Annotated in this window: 20 protein-coding genes; 8 read left to right on the top strand and 12 right to left on the bottom strand. The window is 70.6% G+C overall.

Annotated elements, in window-relative coordinates:
* Positions 1–27 precede the first annotated feature (27 nt).
* Complete coding sequence (locus N8I87_RS17655; protein WP_263209948.1) at positions 28–1218, top strand: acyl-CoA dehydrogenase family protein; 1191 nt, start codon at positions 28–30, stop codon at positions 1216–1218.
* Positions 1218–1694 (top strand): nitroreductase family deazaflavin-dependent oxidoreductase, encoded by a 477-nt coding sequence (locus N8I87_RS17650; RefSeq protein ID WP_263209947.1) that lies wholly within the window; start codon positions 1218–1220, stop codon positions 1692–1694. The genes N8I87_RS17655 and N8I87_RS17650 overlap by 1 nt, the downstream gene beginning before the upstream one ends.
* A gap of 12 nt (positions 1695–1706) precedes the next feature.
* Here N8I87_RS17650 and N8I87_RS17645 read toward each other — a convergent pair whose 3' ends face one another.
* Positions 1707–2333 carry a LysE family translocator gene (locus N8I87_RS17645; RefSeq protein ID WP_263209945.1) on the bottom strand — a complete coding sequence of 209 codons (627 nt, stop codon included), beginning with the start codon at positions 2331–2333 and terminating at the stop codon, positions 1707–1709.
* An 82-nt stretch (positions 2334–2415) separates the two neighbouring features.
* Between N8I87_RS17645 and N8I87_RS17640 the strand changes: the two genes are divergently transcribed.
* Positions 2416–2868 (top strand): Lrp/AsnC family transcriptional regulator, encoded by a 453-nt coding sequence (locus N8I87_RS17640; RefSeq protein ID WP_263209944.1) that lies wholly within the window; start codon positions 2416–2418, stop codon positions 2866–2868.
* A gap of 96 nt (positions 2869–2964) precedes the next feature.
* Here the strand turns inward: N8I87_RS17640 and N8I87_RS17635 are convergent, their stop codons facing one another.
* Complete coding sequence (locus N8I87_RS17635; protein WP_263216520.1) at positions 2965–3600, bottom strand: TetR/AcrR family transcriptional regulator; 636 nt, start codon at positions 3598–3600, stop codon at positions 2965–2967.
* Positions 3601–3734: 134 nt separating this feature from the next.
* On the opposite strand from N8I87_RS17635, the gene kbpA reads away from it, so the two are divergent.
* The 3 genes from kbpA to N8I87_RS17620 all read left to right on the top strand — a co-directional run bounded on the left by kbpA (position 3735) and on the right by N8I87_RS17620 (position 7643).
* On the top strand, positions 3735–4466 hold the full coding sequence (gene kbpA, locus N8I87_RS17630) for an AfsK-binding protein KbpA (protein ID WP_263209942.1): 732 nt from the start codon (positions 3735–3737) through the stop codon (positions 4464–4466).
* A gap of 168 nt (positions 4467–4634) precedes the next feature.
* On the top strand, positions 4635–7016 hold the full coding sequence (gene afsK, locus N8I87_RS17625) for a protein serine/threonine kinase AfsK (RefSeq protein WP_491743936.1): 2382 nt from the start codon (positions 4635–4637) through the stop codon (positions 7014–7016).
* A gap of 60 nt (positions 7017–7076) precedes the next feature.
* Positions 7077–7643: a hypothetical protein gene (locus N8I87_RS17620; RefSeq protein WP_317633474.1), complete on the top strand. Its 567-nt coding sequence runs from the start codon at positions 7077–7079 to the stop codon at positions 7641–7643.
* A 12-nt stretch (positions 7644–7655) separates the two neighbouring features.
* Here N8I87_RS17620 and N8I87_RS17615 read toward each other — a convergent pair whose 3' ends face one another.
* The 3 genes from N8I87_RS17615 to N8I87_RS17605 are packed head-to-tail and all read right to left on the bottom strand — an operon-like array spanning position 7656 to position 10063.
* Positions 7656–8438: an enoyl-CoA hydratase/isomerase family protein gene (locus N8I87_RS17615; RefSeq protein WP_263209937.1), complete on the bottom strand. Its 783-nt coding sequence runs from the start codon at positions 8436–8438 to the stop codon at positions 7656–7658.
* Positions 8435–8854 carry a Zn-ribbon domain-containing OB-fold protein gene (locus tag N8I87_RS17610; RefSeq protein ID WP_263209934.1) on the bottom strand — a complete coding sequence of 140 codons (420 nt, stop codon included), beginning with the start codon at positions 8852–8854 and terminating at the stop codon, positions 8435–8437. Before N8I87_RS17610 ends, N8I87_RS17615 begins: the two co-directional genes overlap by 4 nt.
* A 6-nt stretch (positions 8855–8860) precedes the next feature.
* Positions 8861–10063 (bottom strand): lipid-transfer protein, encoded by a 1203-nt coding sequence (locus tag N8I87_RS17605; RefSeq protein ID WP_263209931.1) that lies wholly within the window; start codon positions 10061–10063, stop codon positions 8861–8863.
* Between the two features lie 95 nt (positions 10064–10158).
* Here N8I87_RS17605 and N8I87_RS17600 point away from each other — a divergent pair, with 95 nt between their 5' ends.
* A complete protein-coding gene (locus N8I87_RS17600) occupies positions 10159–11766 on the top strand; it encodes a FadD3 family acyl-CoA ligase (protein WP_263209928.1) in 1608 nt (535 codons plus the stop codon).
* 837 nt (positions 11767–12603) lie between these two features.
* Here the strand turns inward: N8I87_RS17600 and N8I87_RS17595 are convergent.
* From N8I87_RS17595 to N8I87_RS17575, 5 genes are all read right to left on the bottom strand, one after another.
* A complete protein-coding gene (locus N8I87_RS17595) occupies positions 12604–13125 on the bottom strand; it encodes a hypothetical protein (protein WP_263209926.1) in 522 nt (173 codons plus the stop codon).
* Positions 13126–13182: 57 nt separating this feature from the next.
* Positions 13183–13701 (bottom strand): YqxI family protein, encoded by a 519-nt coding sequence (locus N8I87_RS17590; protein ID WP_263209924.1) that lies wholly within the window; start codon positions 13699–13701, stop codon positions 13183–13185.
* A gap of 416 nt (positions 13702–14117) precedes the next feature.
* Positions 14118–15101: a hypothetical protein gene (locus N8I87_RS17585; protein ID WP_263209921.1), complete on the bottom strand. Its 984-nt coding sequence runs from the start codon at positions 15099–15101 to the stop codon at positions 14118–14120.
* Positions 15102–15271: 170 nt separating this feature from the next.
* The gene (locus N8I87_RS17580; protein ID WP_263209919.1) at positions 15272–15478 is read right to left on the bottom strand and encodes a DUF397 domain-containing protein; all 207 of its coding nucleotides are present in this window, start codon (positions 15476–15478) and stop codon (positions 15272–15274) included.
* Positions 15459–16310: a helix-turn-helix domain-containing protein gene (locus N8I87_RS17575; protein WP_263209916.1), complete on the bottom strand. Its 852-nt coding sequence runs from the start codon at positions 16308–16310 to the stop codon at positions 15459–15461. The genes N8I87_RS17580 and N8I87_RS17575 overlap by 20 nt, the downstream gene beginning before the upstream one ends.
* A 119-nt stretch (positions 16311–16429) precedes the next feature.
* Here N8I87_RS17575 and N8I87_RS44025 point away from each other — a divergent pair, with 119 nt between their 5' ends.
* A complete protein-coding gene (locus N8I87_RS44025) occupies positions 16430–17074 on the top strand; it encodes an ATP-binding protein (protein ID WP_317633473.1) in 645 nt (214 codons plus the stop codon).
* Positions 17075–17176: 102 nt separating this feature from the next.
* Here the strand turns inward: N8I87_RS44025 and N8I87_RS17565 are convergent, their stop codons facing one another.
* Both N8I87_RS17565 and afsR read right to left on the bottom strand, forming a co-directional pair.
* On the bottom strand, positions 17177–17353 hold the full coding sequence (locus N8I87_RS17565; protein ID WP_263209914.1) for a hypothetical protein: 177 nt from the start codon (positions 17351–17353) through the stop codon (positions 17177–17179).
* A gap of 253 nt (positions 17354–17606) precedes the next feature.
* Entirely contained in the window at positions 17607–20558 is a 2952-nt protein-coding gene (gene afsR, locus N8I87_RS17560) for an SARP-family global regulator AfsR (RefSeq protein ID WP_263209911.1), read from the bottom strand.
* Between the last annotated feature and the right edge of the window lie 109 nt (positions 20559–20667).

Raw genomic sequence — 20667 nt, 5'->3', positions numbered from 1 at the left:
GGTCAGATCGGGCCGGAGGGAACAGCCATGGACACGCGCCTCACCGCCGAGCAGGACGAGATCCGCCGCACCCTGCGCGAACTGCTCCACAAACGCTGCGGCCCGGAGGAACTGCGCACCGCCCTCGACACCGGCGCCGGGCACGACCCTGTCCTGTGGACGGCCCTCGCCGACCAGCTCGGCCTGCCGGGGCTGGCCCTCCCGGAGGCGTACGGCGGGGTCGGCTGCTCGGTCACCGAGCTCGCCCTCGCCTGCGAGGAGACGGGGCGCGCGCTGGCCCCGACCCCGCTGCTCGCCACCTCCGTGCTCGCCGCGCCGCTGATCCTCGCCCTCGGGACCGATGCCCAGCGCGCCGACCTGCTGCCCCGGCTCGCCTCGGGTGCGCTCACCGCCACCCTCGCCGTGCCCGGCAACGCCCTTGCCTCCGTACTGACTTTGACCGGCGACAACGGAGGGGAGTGGGCCGGCGGTGGCCGTGCGGGGGGTGTGCAGGCCGGCCCGGCGGGGGATGGGTGGCGGCTGTACGGGGAAGTGGGGCAGGTGCTCGACGGGCACAGTGCCGGCCTGTTGGTCGTGGCCGCCCACACCGGGGGGTTCGCCCGGTCGCGGACCCTGCTCTTCCTGGTGGACGGGGACGCGGCGGGGGTGGTGCGGGTACGGCAGACCGCGCTTGACGCCACCCGGCCGCAGGGGCGCGTACAACTGCGCGACGTCGACGCCCGGTTGCTCGGGTCGGCCGATTCCGACGTGCTCGGTGCCCTTTCCGCCCTCGGTGACACCGCCGCCGCGGTGCTTGCCGCCGAGGCCGTCGGGGCCGCCGACCGGGCCCTGGAGCGGACCGTCGATCACGTGAAGCAGCGGGAGCAGTTCGGGCGGCTGATCGGGTCCTTCCAGGCCGTGAAGCACCGGTTGGCCGATGTGTATGTGCAGGTGCAGGCGGCGCGCTCGGCGGCCTACTACGCGGCCTGGGCCACGGCCGTCCGGGGCGGTGAGCGGGTGGGCGGGCTCGCTCTCGCGCAGGCCCTGGAGGCGCTCCGGACGGCCGCCGGTGAGGGGATCCAGCTGCACGGCGGGATCGGGTTCACCTGGGAGCACGAGGCTCATCTGTACTTCAAGCGGGCCGCCGGGGACGAGCTGCTGTTCGGGTCGGTCCACCGGCTGCGTGCCCGCGCGGCCGACTCGGCGCGGCTCTTCGAGCGGGGGGAGGTGGCAGTCTGATGGCCGGTCCGGGTGTGCGTCTGGTGCAGAAGGTGTCCTCCACGCGGGGCTTCGCGAAAGTCGCCCCGCATGTCATTCCCGTGCTCGACCGGGCCGTCCACCGGGTCACCCGGGGCAAGGTGCTGCTCAGCGCACAGTTGCTGCCCGGTGTGGTGCTGACGTCCACCGGTGCCCGCAGTGGGCTGCCGCGCCGTACTCCGCTGGCCTGTATGCCGGAGGAGGGCGGGCGCGGCTGGATCCTCGTCGGGTCCAACTTCGGGCGGACCGACCATCCCGCCTGGACCCACAACCTGCTCGCGCATCCCGATGCCACGGTGAGCTGGAAGGGTGAGGACATCCCCGTCACGGCCCGGCTCCTCGGGGGTGAGGAGCGGGCGGCGGTCTGGAAGGCGCTGCTGGTGTTCTGGCCGCCGTATGCGACGTACCAGGCACGGGTGGAGCGGGAGATCCGGATCTTCAGGATCGTACGGAGGTAGTCCTCACAGCTTTCACAGCGTCGCCAGCCGCTCGACCAGCAGGAACGCGCCGATTCCGAGCATTGCCGCCCCCGAGGTGCGGGTCACCGCGCGGGCGGCCGTGGGGCGGGCGGAGAGCAGGGCGCGGGACAGGGTGCCGACGGTCAGGTACACGACGGCGCAGCAGGCCATGTGGAGGAGGCCCAGGGTGGCCGTCTGAACGGGTACGGGCAGGTGGGCGCCCCTGAGGGTGAGGAACTGGGGGAGGACGGAGAGGTAGAGCAGCAGGCCCTTGGGGTTGAGGCCGCTGATCGTGGTGCCGCGCAGGAAGACGCGGGAGGTGCGGGTGTCCGGCCCGTTCGTTGTCGCCGCTTCGGGCGCCGCCGGCCTGCGCAGTACGTTCCAGCCCAGCCGGACCAGGTATCCGGCGCCGGCCACCGTGAGTGCCGTGAGCAGCTGGGGCGAGCCCGCGACCAGGACGGCGAGGCCCGCCGCGGCCAGTGTCGTGTGCAGCGCGTACCCGGCGACCAGGCCGGACACCGCGCTCAGCACCGAGCGGCCGCGCAGGCCCGCCGCGATCACATAGGCCCAGTCGGCGCCCGGCACGCAGACCAGCAGCAGGTCCAGGGCCAGGAAAGAAATCAACGCTCCCGCATCCATGGTAGGGACATTAGGCGTGAATGGCCCGAAAGTGTTGCCGAAGTTTGCTCATGATCGCGATTTCTGCGCAAATATCTTCTTCATGGATGACGTGGACCAGAAAATCCTTGCCGAGCTCCAGCAGGACGGGCGGCTGACCGTGACCGAGCTGGCCGCGCGGGTGCGGCTGAGCGTCTCGCCGTGCCATCGGCGGCTGCGTGAGCTGGAGCGGTCGGGGGCCATCCAGGGGTACCGGGCGGTCGTGGACCCGGCCGCCCTCGGGCTGAACTTCGAGGCGCTGGTCTTCGTGTCCATGCGGCAGGAGGACCGGGACACGGTCGCCGAGTTCGAGCGGGCGGTGAGCGAGGTGGAGTACGTGCTCGACGCACAGCGGCTGTTCGGCGAGCCGGACTATCTGCTGCGGGTGGCCACCGCCGACCTCGCCGCCTTCCAGCGGCTGTACGACGAGCGGCTGGCGACGCTGCCGGGCGTGCAGCGGCTGACGTCCACGCTGGTGATGAAGCACGTGGTGCGTGACCGGCCGCTGCCCGCTTAGAAGGGCCTAGCGGCGCGGGCGGCAGCTCACCGGTGTGAACTGCCGCCCGCCAGACAGGACGTGGGGCCGTGGAATGTGGTCCGCTGGTGTGCGGGGCTACTTCGTCGGCTTCTTGCCGGTCACGCCCAGGTGCACCAACAGCGCCAGATTCGGCTTTAGTTCGGCCTGTTTGACGCCCCAGGTCTGGAAGCCCTTCTGGTGCGCGGCCACCGCCGCGAGCATCGCGACCAGCGAGCCCGCGACCGCCGCCGGGTTCACGTCCTTGTCGATCCTGCCCTTGGACTGGAGTTCGGCAATGGAGTCCGAAAGGGAGTTGTTCACCGAATTCAGGATCTTCATGCGGATCTTGTAGAACCGCTTGTCCCCTTCGGCCGCGCCGAGGTCGACGACGCGCAGGATCGCGTCGTTCCTGCGCCAGAACTCCAGGAATCCGTCGACCAGTTCCTGGGCGGTCTGCCAGCCTGCCTTGCCGACCCAGGAACGCCCTTCGAGCAGCGCGGTCAACCCGGCGCCCTCGGCGGCCATATGCTCGGCGATCTCCAGGACGGCGCCCTCGACGTCCGGGAAGTACTGGTAGAAGGTCGCGGGCGAAGTGCCCGCCTTCCGGGCGACATCGATGACCTTGACGTCCCGGTAGGGGGAGGAGCTGAGCATCTCGCTGAGGCAGTCGAGCAGCTTCTGCCGGGTCGCCTGCCCACGTCGACCGGCCACGCGGCCGTCGACGGTACGCACTTGTCCTGTCATGCCGTCAGCTTACCGAGGGGTGATGGGAGCGCGATTCGGCCGACTGCAAATGGGGTGCATGGGGGTACGGAGAGTGGTGTGCCTGGTCTGCGGGGTGCGCGCGGCGCCGCTACTTTGGCGGCATGGCCGAAAACAGGGCATCGGTGTACGGAGAGGGCGTCCCGTGCTGGCTGGACGCGCAGCTTCCCGACGTGGAGGCGGGGAAGCGGTTCTACGGTGAGCTCTTCGGGTGGACCTTCGAGGAGGACGCCACGGAGTACGACTCCGCCGTATGGGCCCGCAAGGACGGCTCGCCCGTCGCCGCGCTCGCGCACAAGACGGACGGCCGTATGCCCACCGTCTGGACGGTGTACTTCGCGACGCCGAACGCGCGGGCGCTGTGCCGGCGGATCCTCGCGGCCGGCGGCCAGGTGGTCACGGCGCCGACGCCGGTCGACGACCTGGGCACGGCCGCCCTCGCCACCGACCCCGAGGGCGCCGTCTTCGGGCTGTGGCAGCCGGGCAGCCACAACGGCTTCGGGGAGCGGCACACGCCGGGCACCTTCGGCTGGGCCCAGCTGTACACCCGTGACACCGAGGCGGCCAACGACTTCTACGCCGACCTCTTCCACGACGCCCTGTTCGGCTCGGACACCGAGGCCGACTTCGGCCGCGCCCCCGTCTCCGACGTCTTCCCGGCCGAGATGCCGCCGCACTTCCTCGTCCACTTCGGGGTGGAGGACATGGAGGACTCGGTGGAGGCGGTGCGGCGGCTCGGCGGGCGGGTGCAGGCTCCGCCATTCGAGACGTCGTACGGCACAGTGACTGTCGTCACGGACAATCAGGGGGCGTCGTTCGCGCTGTTGCGGCGCTGAAATGTCTCGCTTATCACGAGACACCCCGATTTATCACCGGGTTCGCAACCTGCGTCCGGGCCAGGAAGAATCGGGGTGCGTGCCGCCACGGCGGTGCGGTGGTGAGACGCTGCACGGGGTCGCGTACATATGTGGGTGACGTGGCCCGTACGGGGAGGTGGCAGGCAAGTGGTGGATCAGCTGACGCAGCACGACCCGCGGCGGATCGGGCCGTTCGAGGTGCTGGGACGGCTGGGTGCCGGCGGTATGGGGCTCGTCTATCTCGCGCGCTCGGCGTCCGGCCGGCGCGTGGCGATCAAGACGGTCCGGACCGAGCTCGCCGAGGACCAGCTGTTCCGCGTCCGCTTCACACGTGAGGTGGAGGCGGCCCGCGCGGTCTCCGGCTTCTACACGGCCGCGGTCGTGGACGCCGACCCGCGCGCCGCCGTGCCCTGGCTGGCCACCGCGTACGTGCCCGCGCCCTCCCTCGAGGAAATAGTGAACGACTGCGGGCCGCTCCCGGCCCAGGCGGTGCGCTGGCTGGCGGCGGGCGTGGCGGAGGCCCTGCAGTCCATCCACGGCGCCGGGCTGGTCCACCGGGACCTCAAACCCTCCAATGTGCTCGTCGTCGAGGACGGTCCCCGCGTCATCGACTTCGGTATCGCGTCCGGCGTCTCGAACACCCGTTTGACGATGACGAACGTGGCCGTCGGTACACCCGCCTATATGTCTCCCGAGCAGGCGAAGGACTCCCGCAGCGTCACCGGCGCGAGCGATGTCTTCTCGCTCGGCTCGATGCTGGTGTTCGCCGCCACCGGACACCCGCCCTTCCACGGCGCCAACCCCGTCGAGACCGTCTTCATGCTGCTGCGCGAGGGCCCCGACCTGGAGGGCCTCCCGGACGAGCTGCGCCCGCTGATCGAGTCCCTGATGCAGATGGAGGCCACCGGCCGGCCCAACCCCGCCGACCTCCAGGCCCAGCTCGCCCCCCACCTCTTCGGCTCCGGCTCCGACGACAGCGGTACGGCGTCGGCGTGGCTGCCCGAGAAGGCCGTCGCCCTGATCGAGTCCCGCCGCGGCGGCCGCCCGGCGGCCAAGCCCGCGCCCGCCGGCCGCGCAGCGGCGGCCGGGGCGCGGCACCCGCACACGGGCCCGGGGTGCCGCCCCCCGCCGCACGACCCGCTGATCGCGGCCCCGCCCGTGCCGGTCGGCGCGCCCGCCGGCGGCCCCGACGCCGGTCCCGTCCAGCTGGCTACGCGCCAAGGTGCCCATCGGCCCCGGCCCGCGCGTCGCCGACGCCCGCGCCGCCGCCGTCAAGGCACCCCGCCGGAGGCCGGCCTGGTCGCCAACTGGTCCCGCCCCCGCCCCGGCGTCAACGGCACAGACCCTGCCGTAGGCCCGGCCGTACCGGCGCCCCCGGCTGTACCCCCAGAGACGGCGTCCGGCTGGCGCCCCTGGCGCTTCCGCATGTCCAACGACGTCTGGGGCACCCCGTCCGTCGACGGCGACCTCGTCTACGTCACCTCCTTCGAGGTGCACGCCCTGGACGTGGCCACCGGCCGGCGCCGCTTCAAGACCCGCGACGTGGCCTGGTCGATGGCGGTCGCGGACGGCCGTATCCACGCCTCCGACGGCCCCACCCTGTTCGCCCTGGAGGCCCGCGAGGGTGCCGATCTGTGGCGGCTGTCCACCGAGGCCTGGGTGTACTCCCTGCACGCCGACCGGGGCACGGTCGTCACCGGCACCCGCGGCGGCGGCGTGCAGGCATGGGAGGCCTCCAACGGGCAGAAGCTCTGGGAGATCACCGGCTGCCAGACCGACTTCGAGTCCCCCGAGGCCGGACCCGCCGTCCACGAAGGCACGGTCTACGTCTGGCAGGACGCCCGGCTGCGCGCCCTGGAGGCCCGCACCGGCGAGGAGCGCTGGTCGTACCCGATCGGCGACGCCGCGTCCTGCGGCGGGGTCCCGGTCCGGCTCACCCAGGCGTCCGACGGCTACCTCTATGTCTCGGCCGGTTCCAGAGTCCTGGCCATCGAGGTGGCGAGCGGCATGGTGCGCTGGCACTTCGAGGCCCCCGCGGTCTTCCTCTGCGCGCCCACCTTCGTCCCCGGCCCCGCGGTCACCGGCGGCGGCATCTACCTCGCCGACTACCTCGGCACCGTGTACGCCCTCGACGCCACCGACGGCCGCGACCGCTGGCGCATCGCCACCGAGTCCCGCGCCTCCATCGAGCCGGTCCTGGTGGCCGCGGGCCATGTCCACGTCGGCAGCGGCAAGGGCCTGTACACGCTCGACGCGGTCACGGGCACGCCCAAGTGGCGCTTCCAGTCGGGCGGCGACATCGTCGGCGCCCCCGCGGTCGCCGAGGGCCGTATCCACTTCGGCTCCACCGACCACCTGCTCTACACCCTCAAGGCCGACGACGGCCGCCTGCGCTGGAAGCTGGCGACCGGCGGCGAGATCACCGGATCGCCCGTCGTGAAGGACGGGGTCGTGTACGCGTGCAGCAAGGACCGCTGTGTCTACGCCCTGGACGCCGAGAAGGGGACGGGCACCGCCCGTACGACGTAGGCCCCCTGTCGGTAGGGTGACGGCATGCAATCACGGGGGCGCATACTCAGGTTCACAGCGGTGTCGACGTTGGTGGTTCTCTCGCTGACCGGTTTCACATCGGGACGCGGGCACGGGCATGGACACGGGTACCACCATTCCGGGAGCGGCGGCGGAGGCGGCTGCAGCAGCTCCAGCCAGGACCACGACGACACGTCGTCGTCCACGTCCGGCGGCGGGGCGTACAAGGACGACGGCGACTACGGCAGCTCGGGCGGCGGCTCCGGCTCCTACCGGGACTCGGATCCGTACGACGACGACTCGGATGACGACTACGGCAGCGGCGGCAGCACCAGTACCACCGCGCCGGCCCTGGACGACGCGACGGTGAAGCTGCTGAGCTGCGCGACGCCGAAGAAGCCGTACGCGACCGTCGAGGTCACCAACCCCAACGCCGACGAGGGCACGTTCGCCGTCACCATCAGCTTCAGGGACTCCCGGAACGCCGAGGTCATCTCCCGGGTGGAGGAGGTCGACGTGCCCGCGAACGGCAAGGAGACCGCGCAGGTCGACGTCGGCTACGACGATGCCCGTGCCGCCCGCGTCGACCACTGCGACCTGGAAGCGGCCGCACCGGCCGTCAGCTGACCGGCTCGCGCGTCACCGCGTCCGGAAACCGCCCGGCCGCCGGGCGGTGAACAGTTCCGCCTGCCGCTCGCCCGGCAGATTCCCCAGCGCGATCAGATGCGGCGCCTGCGCGAACCCACGTTCCCGGGCCGCCTCCTTGGCGGCCCACAGCGCCCGCACCGACCCCTGCACGGCCTCGGTGGGATACCTGGCGATGACGGTCGCGCAGCGCACGGCGGCGGCCAATGCCCCGCCCGGCTCGGTGAGTTCGGACACGAGCCCGACGGCATGCGCCCGCTCGGCCCCGATCCGCTCCGCGTTGCCCATCAGCACCATCCGGGCGACGTCCCCGTACGGCATGCGCTGTGCTATCAGCACGGACTCGTACGCGCTGACCATGCCGTAGGTCGTATGCGGATCGAAGAAGTTGGCAGTGGTGTCGGCGACGACGAAGTCCGACTCCCCGAGCAGATAGAAGGCACCCCCACAGGCCATCCCGCTCACGGCGGCGATGACGGGCTTCCACAGGTCGTTGGCCTTCGGTCCGATGCCGATCAACGGATCGTCCTGCATGTACGGCGACGAGGGCTGCGGCACGACGGCGTCCCGGTCCAGCCCCGTACTGAAGGCCCGCTCCCCGGCACCGGTGAGCACGACCGCCCGCACGGAGTCGTCGAACCGCAACGCCCGCCATGTTTCGCTGAGTTCGGCGGCCATGGTGAGGTCGATGGCATTGAGCTTGCGGGGCCGGTCGAGGGTGACGACGGCGACGCCGGTGTCCTTGTCGGTGCTGACCCGGAGGGTGCCGCCGCTCATGGCCGCTCCAGGACCCACTGGGGGAGCCCGCTGCCGGGATCGAAGACGACCTGCACCCGGGCCCCGACCCGGATCCGGCTCTCCGGAACGGAGTTGATCGAGGCGCCGGCTCCACTGACGAGGTTCCCGACGATCCGTATCCGGGGCAGCTCGTCGAGCTCGACGAGGATGACGTTGTACGGCGCCAGCTCCGCGTAGCCGGCCAGCAGTGGTGGATGAGGACGGACGTACGACCAGATGCGCCCCCGCCCGCTCGTCGGCCGCCACTCGCAGGCGAAGGACCGGCAGTGCGGGCAGCAGGGGCGGGGCGGGAAGCGGGGCTCGCCGCAGTCGGCGCACGCCTGGACGCGCAGCTCGCCTCGGGCGGCGTACTCCCAGAAGGGGGCGCCGTCGGCATCGGTGACGGGAGAGAGCATGGGAGGTCAACTCCTCAGCAGGAGAGCGGACGTGGGAACTCCCTCGCCTGCCGTGACCAGGCAGGTGGAGGCGCCCGGGACCTGGGCGGTGCTGGTCCCGCGCAGTTGCTTCACGCCTTCGTTGATGAGGTTGAAGCCGTGGATGTACGCCTCGGAGAGCCCGCCTCCCCCCGTGTTGAGGGGCAACCGTCCACCGATCTCCAGGGCGCCCCCTTCGGTGAACGCCCCGCCCTCTCCCTTCCCGCAGAAGCCGTAGCCCTCCAGCGACAGCGGTATGAGCGGAGTGAACGCGTCGTATATCTGGGCGACGTCCACGTCCTCGGGGGTGAGGTCGGCGTGCTTCCACAGGTGGCGGGCGGCGGTCCAGGCGGGGCCGGTGAGGGGGTCGTCGTTCCAGTAGTTGACCATGCCGTGGTGCTGGGCGGGCAGCCCCTGGGCGGCGGAGTGGACGTACACGGGCGCCCGCCGGCAGTCCCGCGCCCGCTCGGCGGAGACGACCACGCATGCCAACGCCCCGTCCGTCTCCAGACAGTTGTCGTAGAGGCAGAGCGGCTCGCTGATCCAGCGGGCGGTCATGTACATCTCGCGGGTCAGGGGCCGCTCGTACATGATCGCCGCGGGGTTCTGGTTGGCGCGGTTGCGGCAGGCGAGGGCGACGTTGAAGAGATGGTCCCGGGTCGCGCCGTACTCGTGCATGTAACGGCGGGCGAGCATGGCGATCTCGTCGGCAGGCCTCAGAAGCCCGAAGGGCCGGGTCCACTGGGCGGGCGTGGGCAGTTGCACGGCGGTGTTGGTCCACGGCCGAGGCCCGCTCCCGCGCTTGCGTGAGCGCCAGGCGACGCCGACGGTGGCCTGCCCGGCGGCGATGGCGGCGGCGAGGTGCGCGACGGTGGCACAGGAGCCGCCCCCTCCGTAGCCGACCTTGCTGAAGAAGGTGAGATCCCCGAGCCCGAGGGCCTTGGCGAGCTCGACCTCGTCCGTCTCCTCCATGGTGAAGGAGGCGAGCGCGTCGACCTCTCCGGGGTCGATCCCGGCGTCGTCGAGGGCGGCGAGGACGGCACGACAGGCGAGGGTCCGCTCGTCCTCGGGGAGGCGCTTGGCGAAGGCCGTCTGCCCGATGCCGACGATGGCGGTGGCGTCCTTGATGCCGGCTGCTCCAGATCCTCTGGACCCTCTCGATCCCCCAGACCCTCCCGATCCTCCAGCCATGCTGTGTACACCTCCGGGGCGGTCACTGTCTGCTGACAGGGCGTCAGGCTACAGCTAATCTGACGGACAGTCAGCTATGCGTGGGGAGGGCGGTTGTGCGCGGTGACGTGGAATGGGGCAGCATCCCGGGACTGGTGCGGTCGGCGGCGGAGCAGCACGCCGACGCCGAGGCGGTGGTGGACGGTCGTACGAGGATCACGTACGCGGAGTTGGGCGCGCGGGTGGAACGCGCGGCGGCGGCCTGCATCGCGAGTGGGCTGGAGGTGGGCGACCGGGTGGCCGTCTGGGCCCCCAACTCCCTCGACTGGATCGTCTCGGCACTCGGCGCGGTGTCGGCGGGCGCGGTCCTGGTCCCCCTCAACACCCGCTTCAAGGGAACAGAGGCGGCGGACGTACTGCGGCGCAGCGGCACCCGGCTCCTGTTCGTGACGGGAACGTTCCTGGGGACGTCGTACGTGGCTTCGCTGAGGCGGGCGGCGGAGGAGGGTCCTGGTGTTGCCGGACCGTTGCCGGGGCTGCCGGCCCTGGAACAGGTGGTGGTCCTCTCGGACGACGCGCCGTCCGACTTCCGGACGTGGAAGGACTTCCTGGCGTCGGGGGAGGGCGTGGGCGGGAGGGAGGTCCGGGTCCGGGCGGGTCGGCTGGACGGCTCGTCGCTCTCGGACATCATCTTCACGTCGGGTACGACGGGTCGCCCGAAGGGCGCGATGATCACGCATGCGCAGACCCTGCGGGCGTACGAGGTGTGGGCCGACCTGGCGGGTCTGATCCGCGGTGACCGCTACCTCATCGTGAACCCCTTCTTCCACACCTTCGGCTACAAGGCGGGCGTGATCGCGTGCCTGATGCGGGGCGCGACGATGATCCCGCAGCCGGTGTTCAACGTGGACACGGTGCTGGCGAACATAGCGGCGGAACGGGTGTCGGTCCTGCCCGGCCCACCGACCCTGCACCAGTCCCTCCTGGACCACCCGGCCCGGGACGCCCATGACCTGTCGGCGCTGCGCCTGGTGGTGACGGGCGCGGCGGTGGTGCCGTTGCGGCTGGTGGAGCGGCTGCGGGGCGAACTGGGCGTGGACACGGTGCTGACGGCGTACGGCTTGTCTGAGTCGAGCGGCATCGTGACCATGTGCCGCCGAGGAGACGACCCGACGGTGATCGCGTCGACGTCGGGCCGGGCGATACCGGGAACTGAGGTGAAGGTCGTGGAGGCCGAGGGCACGTGCACGTCGGTGCCTCCCGGCACACCCGGGGAGGTCTTGGTCCGGGGCTTCAACGTCATGCGGGGCTACTACGAGGACGAGGCGGCGACGGCGAAGACGATGACGCCGGACGGCTGGCTGCGCACGGGTGACGTGGGCGTCCTGGACGAGGCGGGGAACCTGCGCATCACGGACCGCATCAAGGACATGTTCATAGTCGGCGGCTTCAACGCGTACCCGGCGGAGATAGAGCAACTCCTGGGCCTGCACCCGGATGTGGCCGACGTGGCGGTGATCGGCACCCCGGACCCCCGCCTGGGCGAGGTCGGCAAGGCGTTCGTGGTGCGGAGGGCGGGGTCCGTACTCACCGGGGACGACCTGATCGCCTGGGCCCGCCGCGAGATGGCCAACTACAAGGTCCCGAGAGCAGTGGAGTTCGTGGCGGAGCTGCCTCGGAACGCGAGCGGGAAGGTGGTCAAGGGGGAATTGCGGGGGCCGTGACTTGGGAAGTGACCGTGGGGCCGCCCACTTCTTTGCCAGTGTCGTGCTTCCACACCCCGAGTAAAGGGCGCTCCGCTCCACTGCGTTCCGCTCCGCGTCGCCTTCGGCGATGGCCCTGCGGGCCACCCTTGACTAGGGGCGTTCCAGCACGGGTTGGAAGCGAGCGGGCAGCCTGGGGAAAGTGGCCGGCTTGGGTGGCTTGGGCCCTTGGGTGGGCTGGGTTCGGGGCCGGGGTGAGGGGGCGCGGTCGCGCCTCGCCTGCACGCCGGGTGGGTTTAGCGGCTTGCGGGTGGTGGGGAGCGGGGGCGCATCGGCTGGGTGGTGGCACGCCGGGTGGGTTTAGCGGCTTGCGGCCGGTGGGCGGTGGGGCGCGCATCGGCTGGGTGGTGGTATGCCGGGTGGGTTTAGCGGCTTGGGGCCGGTGGGCGGTGGTGCGCATCGGCTGGGTGGTGGTATGCCGGGTGGGGTCGGCGGCTTGCGGGTGGTGGGCGGTGGAGCGCGGGGGCTGGGTGGTGGTATGCCGGGTGGGTTTAGCGGCTTGGGGCCGGTGGGCGGTGGGGCGCGCATCGGCTGGGTGGTGGCGCGCCGGATGGGGTCGGCGGCTTGCGGCCGGTGGGTGGGGCGCGGTCGCGTTTCGCCTGCACGCCGGGCCGGTTGAGCGGCTTGCAGGTGGGCGGTGGGCCGGGGGCTGGAGGGCACGGGCACCTCACTGGTCACACCAGTCCCACTGCTTACGCTTGGTGAATCACTTGGAGGATTTGGGTCAGAGGGAGGGGAGAAAGCTCAGGTAGGGCTGATGGGGGTGGCCCGGATCTTCCAAGTGAGCTGTTTCGCTCGCTATTTGTGAACGTCCTTGCCGCTGCCGATGCCCAGTCGTTCGGCAAGCAAGCCGAATACAAGGCCGGCCGTGGCCACGGCAAGTGCCGGGGTCATCGAGTGGGCGTGTACTCCCGGTGTCCAGGCCAACAGCATCAGACCGACGAGAAGGTACGTCACCCAACTGAAAGCAGCCTCTGCTCCCTTGCCGACGGCGGGCGAAGTGTTGAATGCGCCACGCACCAGGTGTCGCACCGGCACCGTGATTGCCATGGCGATGGCCGAGCAGGGAGCCAGGAGCAGCAGCGCCCAGAATATGGGGGCGATGCCGTCGAGTTCGATTGCCCTGGGGAAGATGGCAGCGGTGACGAGCAATATCAGGAGGAATATCAGGCCGACGGGTACAACCGCCAACAGAAGCACCCCACCGAGGGCGGCTCGGGCCAGAAGCTTCTCGCCGGAGGTCATCGACTCGTCGTCACCGGTGTCATCCGCAGGTACGGATCGCTTTTCCATGCAGGATTCCACTTCCGTATTCTCCATGGGTGCCGGGCTGGGAGATGGCCATAGCGCACGGCCATCTCCCAGGCCCTGTACGCGCTAGAACGCAACGAGCATAATGGCGGTGGCGAGGTCCTTCGCCACGTCAGTTGGAACACCTGCCCTGACCAGAGCGATGATCAGTGCATGCTCGCCCCACCCCTCCACGCCCTCGATGGCGTCGGCAACCTTGGACGAGTGCTTGCCCAGGAACTTGGCTGCCTTCGGCGAGAGGCGCTTGAGGATCTTGCTGGCCCATACGCCGCCGTGCCTGATGCCGGCCACGATCAGCTTCCGCATGATGGTTCCCTGGCCGAGGAACGCACTGCCGTGGGCCCCGGATTCCAGAGAATTGGCGTAAGCCTCGAACTGCGCGATATCCGCCGAGTTCGCACCGCCGTTGGCCTTCATCTGCTTGATGAGATCGCGCACGTCGGCTGCGCTGAAGTCCAGGTCTTGCGAATTCGCCACGCCTCCTGCTGAAGCGGCCTGAGACACTGCCGGATTCGCGTCCTGTGACTCCGCTGCCTCCGCGAGCGGAGCCGCAGCCCCCAGCGCCACGGCCACGGTGGCCGTCACGGCGGCTGCACGCAGTCCGCGTGCGCGGCCGGTCGTCAAAGTCGGACGCAGCCTGGCTATAGACAGTCTCATGTTGTTTCCCCTTAGTTCTTTTCGTCTGCCGTTGGTCAGACAGGCAGACGTCAGCGCGGCCTCATTCCTTACGGAGCGCTGGACAGGCGGCACCGGAGCAGAGGTCGCGAAAATCCCCGTGAACAGATTGAGCGGCTCCTGGTCAGGGAGCTGCATGCGCGCACACGCAGCTCTTGTTACAAGCTGGGCGGCGCGACCTCGTTATGTGTACATGCTTCCGATCTTGTGACGCAAGTGAAGTAGGCGTGAATGCGCATTGACGGTCGAATATCTGAGGTCTGCTTGAGCCTTCGCACCGACTCGTAAGTCGCCCGGCTTGCCACCACTCGGCTTCCGCGCCCCGGTTACCCACCACCGGCCGCAAGTCGCTGAGCCAGCCCGGCAAGGGCGTGCCGCTCTTCCCGTGCGGTCAGCGTCGCCAGAACGCTCCGGATCTCCCCGATCATGTGCGCGGGGCGGTGGAAGACATCCTCGGCGCTGTAGCGGAGGAGCCTTCTGATCCCCGGGCACTGGTGGAGTTGGTTGAAGCGGGCGATGTCCCGTCGGTGGGAGTCGCGGGTGCCGTGATAGGCGTACCCCTCGATCTCCACCGCAAGGCCTGCCGCCCGGAAGAGGAAGTCGACGAAGAGGCGGCAGCCGTCCGGGGTGTGTACCTCGGCTTGGCTCTCGGGGTGGAGCCCGGCGTCGTACATCCGTAGACGGGCGATGGTCTCGGCCGGTGAGCCCGCGCGGGGGTCGCACAACGCCAGCCACTCGAGGGCCCTGACCGTACCGCGTGAAGGGACTTCGAGCGCGGCGGTGATCGAGTCGAGCCTCATGAACGGGGCGCGGCGGACACGTCCGACTGTGCGGTAGGCGAGAGCGGAGTCCACGGCGACGATCGCGTCGTCCCTGGGCCCGTCCCGGAGCAGGTCGATGAGGGTACGGCCGGGAACGGTGACCCGTAGGCCCTGCCGTTCGACCACCTCGGTCGCGGCGATGGGGATGCGGTGCACGCGCACGCCCGCCCCTCCCCGGCGGAGGGTGAGAGACGGATCGGTGCACTCGAGCGGTCCCTCGGCAGCCGGGGCGAGGGTCTCGATCCGCCAGAGGGCGGCCGCCGACCTGTGGCTCACGACGAGCCGTGGCCTGACTAACTGTGCAGCCCGGAGCCGGGTGATCAGGTCCGGGGAGCGCCCCGGCTCGATCCAGGTGCCGTTCTGGAGCTGGGTCCACCCCTCGGCTCGGAGGGCCCGGCTGAGCCGACGCGGATGCCAGCCGGCCGCGAGGGCACGCGAGGTGAGGAGGACACCGTCCTCCGCCAACTCCCGTAATCCGATCCGCTCCACCCTGCCAAGATCGCAGATTCGTGCCGGTGAGTGTGGTGCCTGTGGATAACCCCGCCGTCCCCTGGTCGGGTGCGGGGATTGGGTGGTTTGGGACACTTGCGGGGGCGGAATGGCCAGGTTTGAGAGAGTGGGGGTGTCCTGAACTGGCCGATTGCTCTGCCTGGGAAGGGTCAGTGCTTCAGGAAGGTGACGAACGTGGTCCAGGCGGACGGGGGGAAGTGCAGTACGGGGCCCTCCTGCGCCCTCTTCGAGTCACGGACGGGGATCACCACGCCGGGGTGAGTGTCCGAGACTTCGACGCACTCGCCGCCGCTTCCGTTGCTGTAGCTGCTCTTGCGCCACTGGACGGTGCTCAGATCAATCCCGGTGCTTGCCATCTCGGTAGTCCTCTGCCGCTCGTTCGACCATGGCCAGGGACGCCTCTGGCGGGAGTGCCGCGGCCCTGAGCAGATCGTACGACCGTCGGTAGTCCTTCACGAGCGCCGGATAGTCGATGAGTTGGCCATTGTGGAGGCCCTCGGTGTAGGCCACCGGCGGGGCATCCGGGAAGGTCATGACCCTCATCATGCCCATCATGAACGGGTGGGCGTGCGCCGTTTCCGGGAGGATCTGGAGAACGCCCTGCGTGGAGCGGATCACGTGAGCGATGTGTTCCAGTTGTGCGGCCATCTCGGTCGGCGGCAGGAGTGGCTTGCGCACGAGGGACTCATGCAATACCGCCCAGAATGACGGCTGTTCTTCGTGTTTCCAGATCTCCGCGCGCTTCAACCGGGCCTGGACCTGCTTGTCGACCGTCTCGGGCGGCAACCATGGGAGTGATGTGCGAACGACAGCCTTGGCGTAGGCCTGGGTTTGCAGCAGGCCAGGCACGAGCATCGGAGCCCAGTCCTCCACCGTCTCCGCATGCTGCTCCATCTCCGCCACATCCGCGAAGTACTCCGCATGCCCCGACTGCCGTGCCCTGCGGGCGTCTTCACAACGCCTCTCGAAAAAGCCGTCCGTCCCCAGCGCCTTGTCGACGTGACGGGCCAGATCCAGGGGCATGCGCCGCTCGCCCCGTTCGATCTGGCTCAGGAACGGGACGCCTCGGAAGCTACCCTCCGCCAGTTGTTCGAGCGTGAGGCCGGCCAGCTCTCGCTGGTAGCGCAACTCGGCGCCGTAGAAGGAGGGGACGTTCGCCGAGGCGTCGGGGTCCTTGCGTGGGGGCACAACTCATCACCGCCGTTTGCCAGATGCGTTTGCGCAGTCGAAACGGCTTCAACGCTACGCGGCTCGACGCCATGGTGTGACTGTTCCGTCACAGAACGCTCTGGAAGGTGTACGCGATCGTGCCCCCACAGCCGTCCTCCCCTGGTTCCGGCGTCTACGACACGACCCTCTGCGTGCAGGGACTGCGTGGCGCCCTTGCCGGTCATGGCATCACGCTGCCCTCGCTCCGAGTCGACTGGCCGAGTTTTGCGGCGGCGCCTCAGGCTTCCGGGGGCCTGGTCGCGCTCGGCAGTTGCAACACCGCGACCGCGCGCAAGCTCACCGCGGCGTTGTCGCGGGGGGACGACCGGGTGCCGGGTCCGCCGCCTCTCGACCTGGATCTCCTCGCCGTATCCGAGGCGGTGCCGGGCGTGCGCCGTACCGTACGCCGGTATCTCGGTGCCCCCTGTGCCGACGTCCAGCTCTGCGTCACCGAGCTCGTCGCCAATGTCATCCGGCATGTGGGGGAGGGCACCCTCGTCCGCGTACGGGTGGCCCGGATGGACGGTGACCGCATTCGCGTCGAGGTCACGGACCCGGACGCGGGTGTCATCCCGGTGCCTCGGCGCGCCAGGGATGACGCGGAGGCGGGACGGGGGCTTCTGCTGCTCGACGCGGTGGCGTTGCGGTGGGGGGTGGAGCGGGGGAGCGCGGGCAAGACGGTGTGGTGCGAACTGGCAGAGGCGGAGCGTCGGCTCAGCCCTGTATCACGTGACAGCGGGTGAACCACCCGTCAGGGAATGGCCTGGGCCTGCCCCATGACACACCTCGGCCGCGGCGGCCCCCCTCCGCGCCGCCGCGGCCGATCCCGTCCGGGTGTGGTCTGCTCAGGCCGTCTCGCCCGTGGCGTGCGAGTTGTCCGGCTTGGCGGTGGCGTCCTCGTCGGGCGCGGCCGGGGTCGTCAGGTTGAGCGGCGCGATGGTGGCGTGGCTGTTCAGCGTGGTGATCTCGGCGTCCTCGGTGGTTGCCGCGTCGGCCTCGGTGGTCTTCGTCTCGTCGCTCATCGTTCGCTCCCCTGAATGTTCTTGACACTGTGGACAGGAAGGCCCGCCCGGCGACTCCCCCGAAGGGCCGCCGGGCGGACGTTTCCGGGCCGCTACACCTTAAGCCGCGGCCACTGGCCGAACCGTCCACCCCCCGATGCGACGGATCGATACGACAAGGGTGGCGGAATGCGATAAACGAACGATGAACGCCCCGGGCGAGGCGTTGCGCTCCTGAGCCGCCCCATCGGACCGCGGGCCGGTGCTCGCTGTCTCAGGCGACCGCGCTCGCCTCGAGCAGGGCCCGTACCTCCTCGGCCTCGGCGGCCTCAAGCCCTTCGAAGATCGCGAGAGCCTCCCGCCAGCAGACCTGCCCACGGCCGGACTGCCCGATCTCGCTCAGGGCGCGGCCGAGTACGGTGAGCACGTTTCCGCGCCGCCATTCACCGCCGATCCCGCGCAGCAGGGTGAGGGCCGACTCGGCGTTGGTGGCGCCATGCGCGGGCCGCCCGGCCGCCAGGTCGAGTTCCGCGAGCCGGAACAGAGACATCCCTTCCCACAGGCGCATCCTGCTGTCCCGGAACACCTCCAGAGCCTCCTGAAGGCGCTCGGCGGCATGGTCGTACTGCCCGCCCCGAGTGAGCGCGAGGCCCAGCGCGTACCGGCCGTTGGCGCCCTTCAACGCGTGTCCCATGGCGTCGTACATGTCGGTCCCCTGCTGCGCCAGGGAAACCGCGCTCGTGGTCCGTCCCATCGCCAGGTGGATGCGGGAGAGGTTGCACAGCGCGCTGGCCTCGCCGGGGCGGTCCCCACAGGCGCGGAAGCTGTCGATCGCGCGGGTGAGATGTGCCTCGCCGTCTTCGAGCCTGTTGTGGTAAAGCGCGATGATGCCCAGCATGTTGGATGCCCAGCAGCCCGGCAGCGGGTCGCGCGCGGCGTCCGCGAGCCGGACCGCCTCGCTGGCTTGCTCGTTCGCGAGTCCGAAACGGCCGATCAGGTGGTGGCCGTTGGCCAGGGTGACGAGTGCGCGGGCCTCCGTCCGTACGTCCGCCGCGGCGCGCGCGGCGTCCCGCATGGCGGCGGCTGTCGCCTCGTACTCCCTGGAGTTGGCGCCCGATTCCGTCAGGTCGACGGCCGCCCAGAGCAGATCCACGGCGCGCTTCAGCAGACTGGGCGCCGTCGACTGGCGGACGCAGGACAGCAGCGAAATCGCCTCCCCGTAGAGCCAGTCCTGTGCCCGGTGGCGGTCCTGGAACGTCAACCCTGGGTACTCGGTGGCCTCAAGGTGATCCACCAACCGGTCCCCGGGCCGCTCGATCGCGTACACCTCGGCCGCAGTCGCCAGATAGAAGTCCAGCAGCCGTGACATCGCGGCCTCGCGCTCGCCCGGCGGCTGTTCGTCCCGTTCCGCGCACGCACGCGCGTAGAGCCGTACCAGGTCGTGGAAGCGGTAGCGGCCAGGAGCCGCCGACTCCAGCAAGGACGTGTCCACCAGGGACTCCAGCAAGTCCTCCGTCTCCTCCACCGGCAGGTCCAGTACCGCCGCGGCCGCCGCCAGCGACATGTCCGGGCCGTCCGCCAGGCCCAGTAGGCGGAATGCGCGGGCCTGGGCCGGCTCCAGCTGGCCGTAGCCCAGCTCGAACGTCGCCTTGACCGCCAGGTCGCCCGCCTGGAGTTCGTCCAGTCGGCGCCGTTCGTCCGCGAGCTTTGCCGCCAGGACTGAGACCGTCCAGGTGCGGCGGGCCGCCAGGCGGGAGGCCGCGATGCGGATCGCCAGCGGCAGGAAGCCGCATGCCGCGACCACGTCCAGGGCGGCCTCGCGCTCGGACCTCACCCTTTCCTCGCCGACGATTTTTGTGAAGAGGGACAGCGCCTCGTCCGGGGACATCACGTCCAGGTCCACGAGGTGAGCGCCTGCCAGGTCCACCATCCGGACCCGGGAGGTCACCAGTGCCGCGCAGCCCTCCGTGCCGGGCAGCAGTGGCCGTACCTGTGCCGCGTCCTTCGCGTTGTCGAGAAGGACCAGGACCCGGCGGCCGTCCAGTACCGAGCGGTACAGCGCCGCCCGCTCCTCCAGTGAGTCGGGGATGGACGAGTCCGGTGTGCCCAGGGCGCGCAGGAAGGAGCCGAGGACCGTCTCCGGCTCCGCCGCCCGCGGGCCCGCGCCCTGCAGGTCCACGTACAGCTGTCCGTCCGGGAACGCCGCCCGCGCCTGGTGCGCCACGTGCACCGCGAGCGTCGTCTTGCCCACGCCTCCGATCCCGGCCAGCGCCGACACGGCCATCACCCGGCCCTCGGCCGACGCCAGCACCTCGCTCAGCTCGGAGACGAAGGAGGAGCGGCCCGTGAAGTCGGGGACGGTCGCGGGGAGTTGGGCGGGCCGCACCGGGACCGCCGTGGGCTCGGCCACCGGAGCGGAGGGTTCCGCCAGTGCCGGGTCCGCCTGGAGGATCCGCTGCTGGAGTTCCTTCAGGCCGGGGCGCGGGTCGACGCCCAGTTCCTCCGACAGGAGGCGCCGGGTGTCCGCGTAGACCGCCAGTGCCTCCGCCTGGCGGCCGCTGCGGTACAGCGCCAGCATCAGCAGCTCGCGCAGGCGCTCACGGAGCGGGTGCGCGGCCGTCAGCGCCGTCAGCTCCGAGACCGCCTCCGCGTGGCAGCCCTGCTCCAGGTCCATGTCCAGGCGGGACTCCAGGAGTTGGAGTCGCCATTCCTCCAGGCGGACGCGTTGGGCGTCCGCGTAGGGACCGGGGACGCCGGCCAGCGGCTCGCCGTCCCACAGGGCCAGGGCACGGTTCAGTGCGTCCCGCGCATGGCACAGGTCCCCCGCGCTGCGCGCCTTCTCCGCGTCCGCCGCCAGGTCCTGAGCCGCCGCCAGGTCCAGCGCGCCCTCGCCCAGGTCGCGGACCGCGTAGCCGCCGGACTCGCTGACCAGGACCCCGGGGTCCAGTACCTTCCGCAGCCGCGAGGCGTACGTCCGTACCGCCGCCAGTGCCTGCGAGGGCGGCTCGGTGCCCCACAGGGCGTCGATCAGCTCGGCCGCGGTCGCCGTCCTGCCCTCGCGCAGCAACAGGGCTGCGAGCAGCGCCCGCTGCTGGGGGGAGCCGGTGTTGAGCGGCGCCTCGCCGCGCCAGGCGCGCACCGGTCCGAGCACGCTGAAGCGCAGCGCGGCCGGCTCCTCCAAGGAGCCGGGGCGCCGCTGCTCCGGTACCCGCGGTACACCGTCCATGCCCGTCCCCCTAGACATCCCGAACCACTCCGTCAGTTTGCCTTGTTCACGGCGGATGCGTCAGCCGTGCGAGACGCCGATCACAGCCCGGCTCACGGGAGTGCACAAG

It is taken from the genome of Streptomyces sp. HUAS 15-9, from assembly GCF_025642155.1.
Lineage (GTDB): Bacteria > Actinomycetota > Actinomycetes > Streptomycetales > Streptomycetaceae > Streptomyces.
The sequence above is the reverse complement of the archived record's forward strand: the minus strand, read 5'-3'. Positions and strand labels throughout refer to the sequence as shown.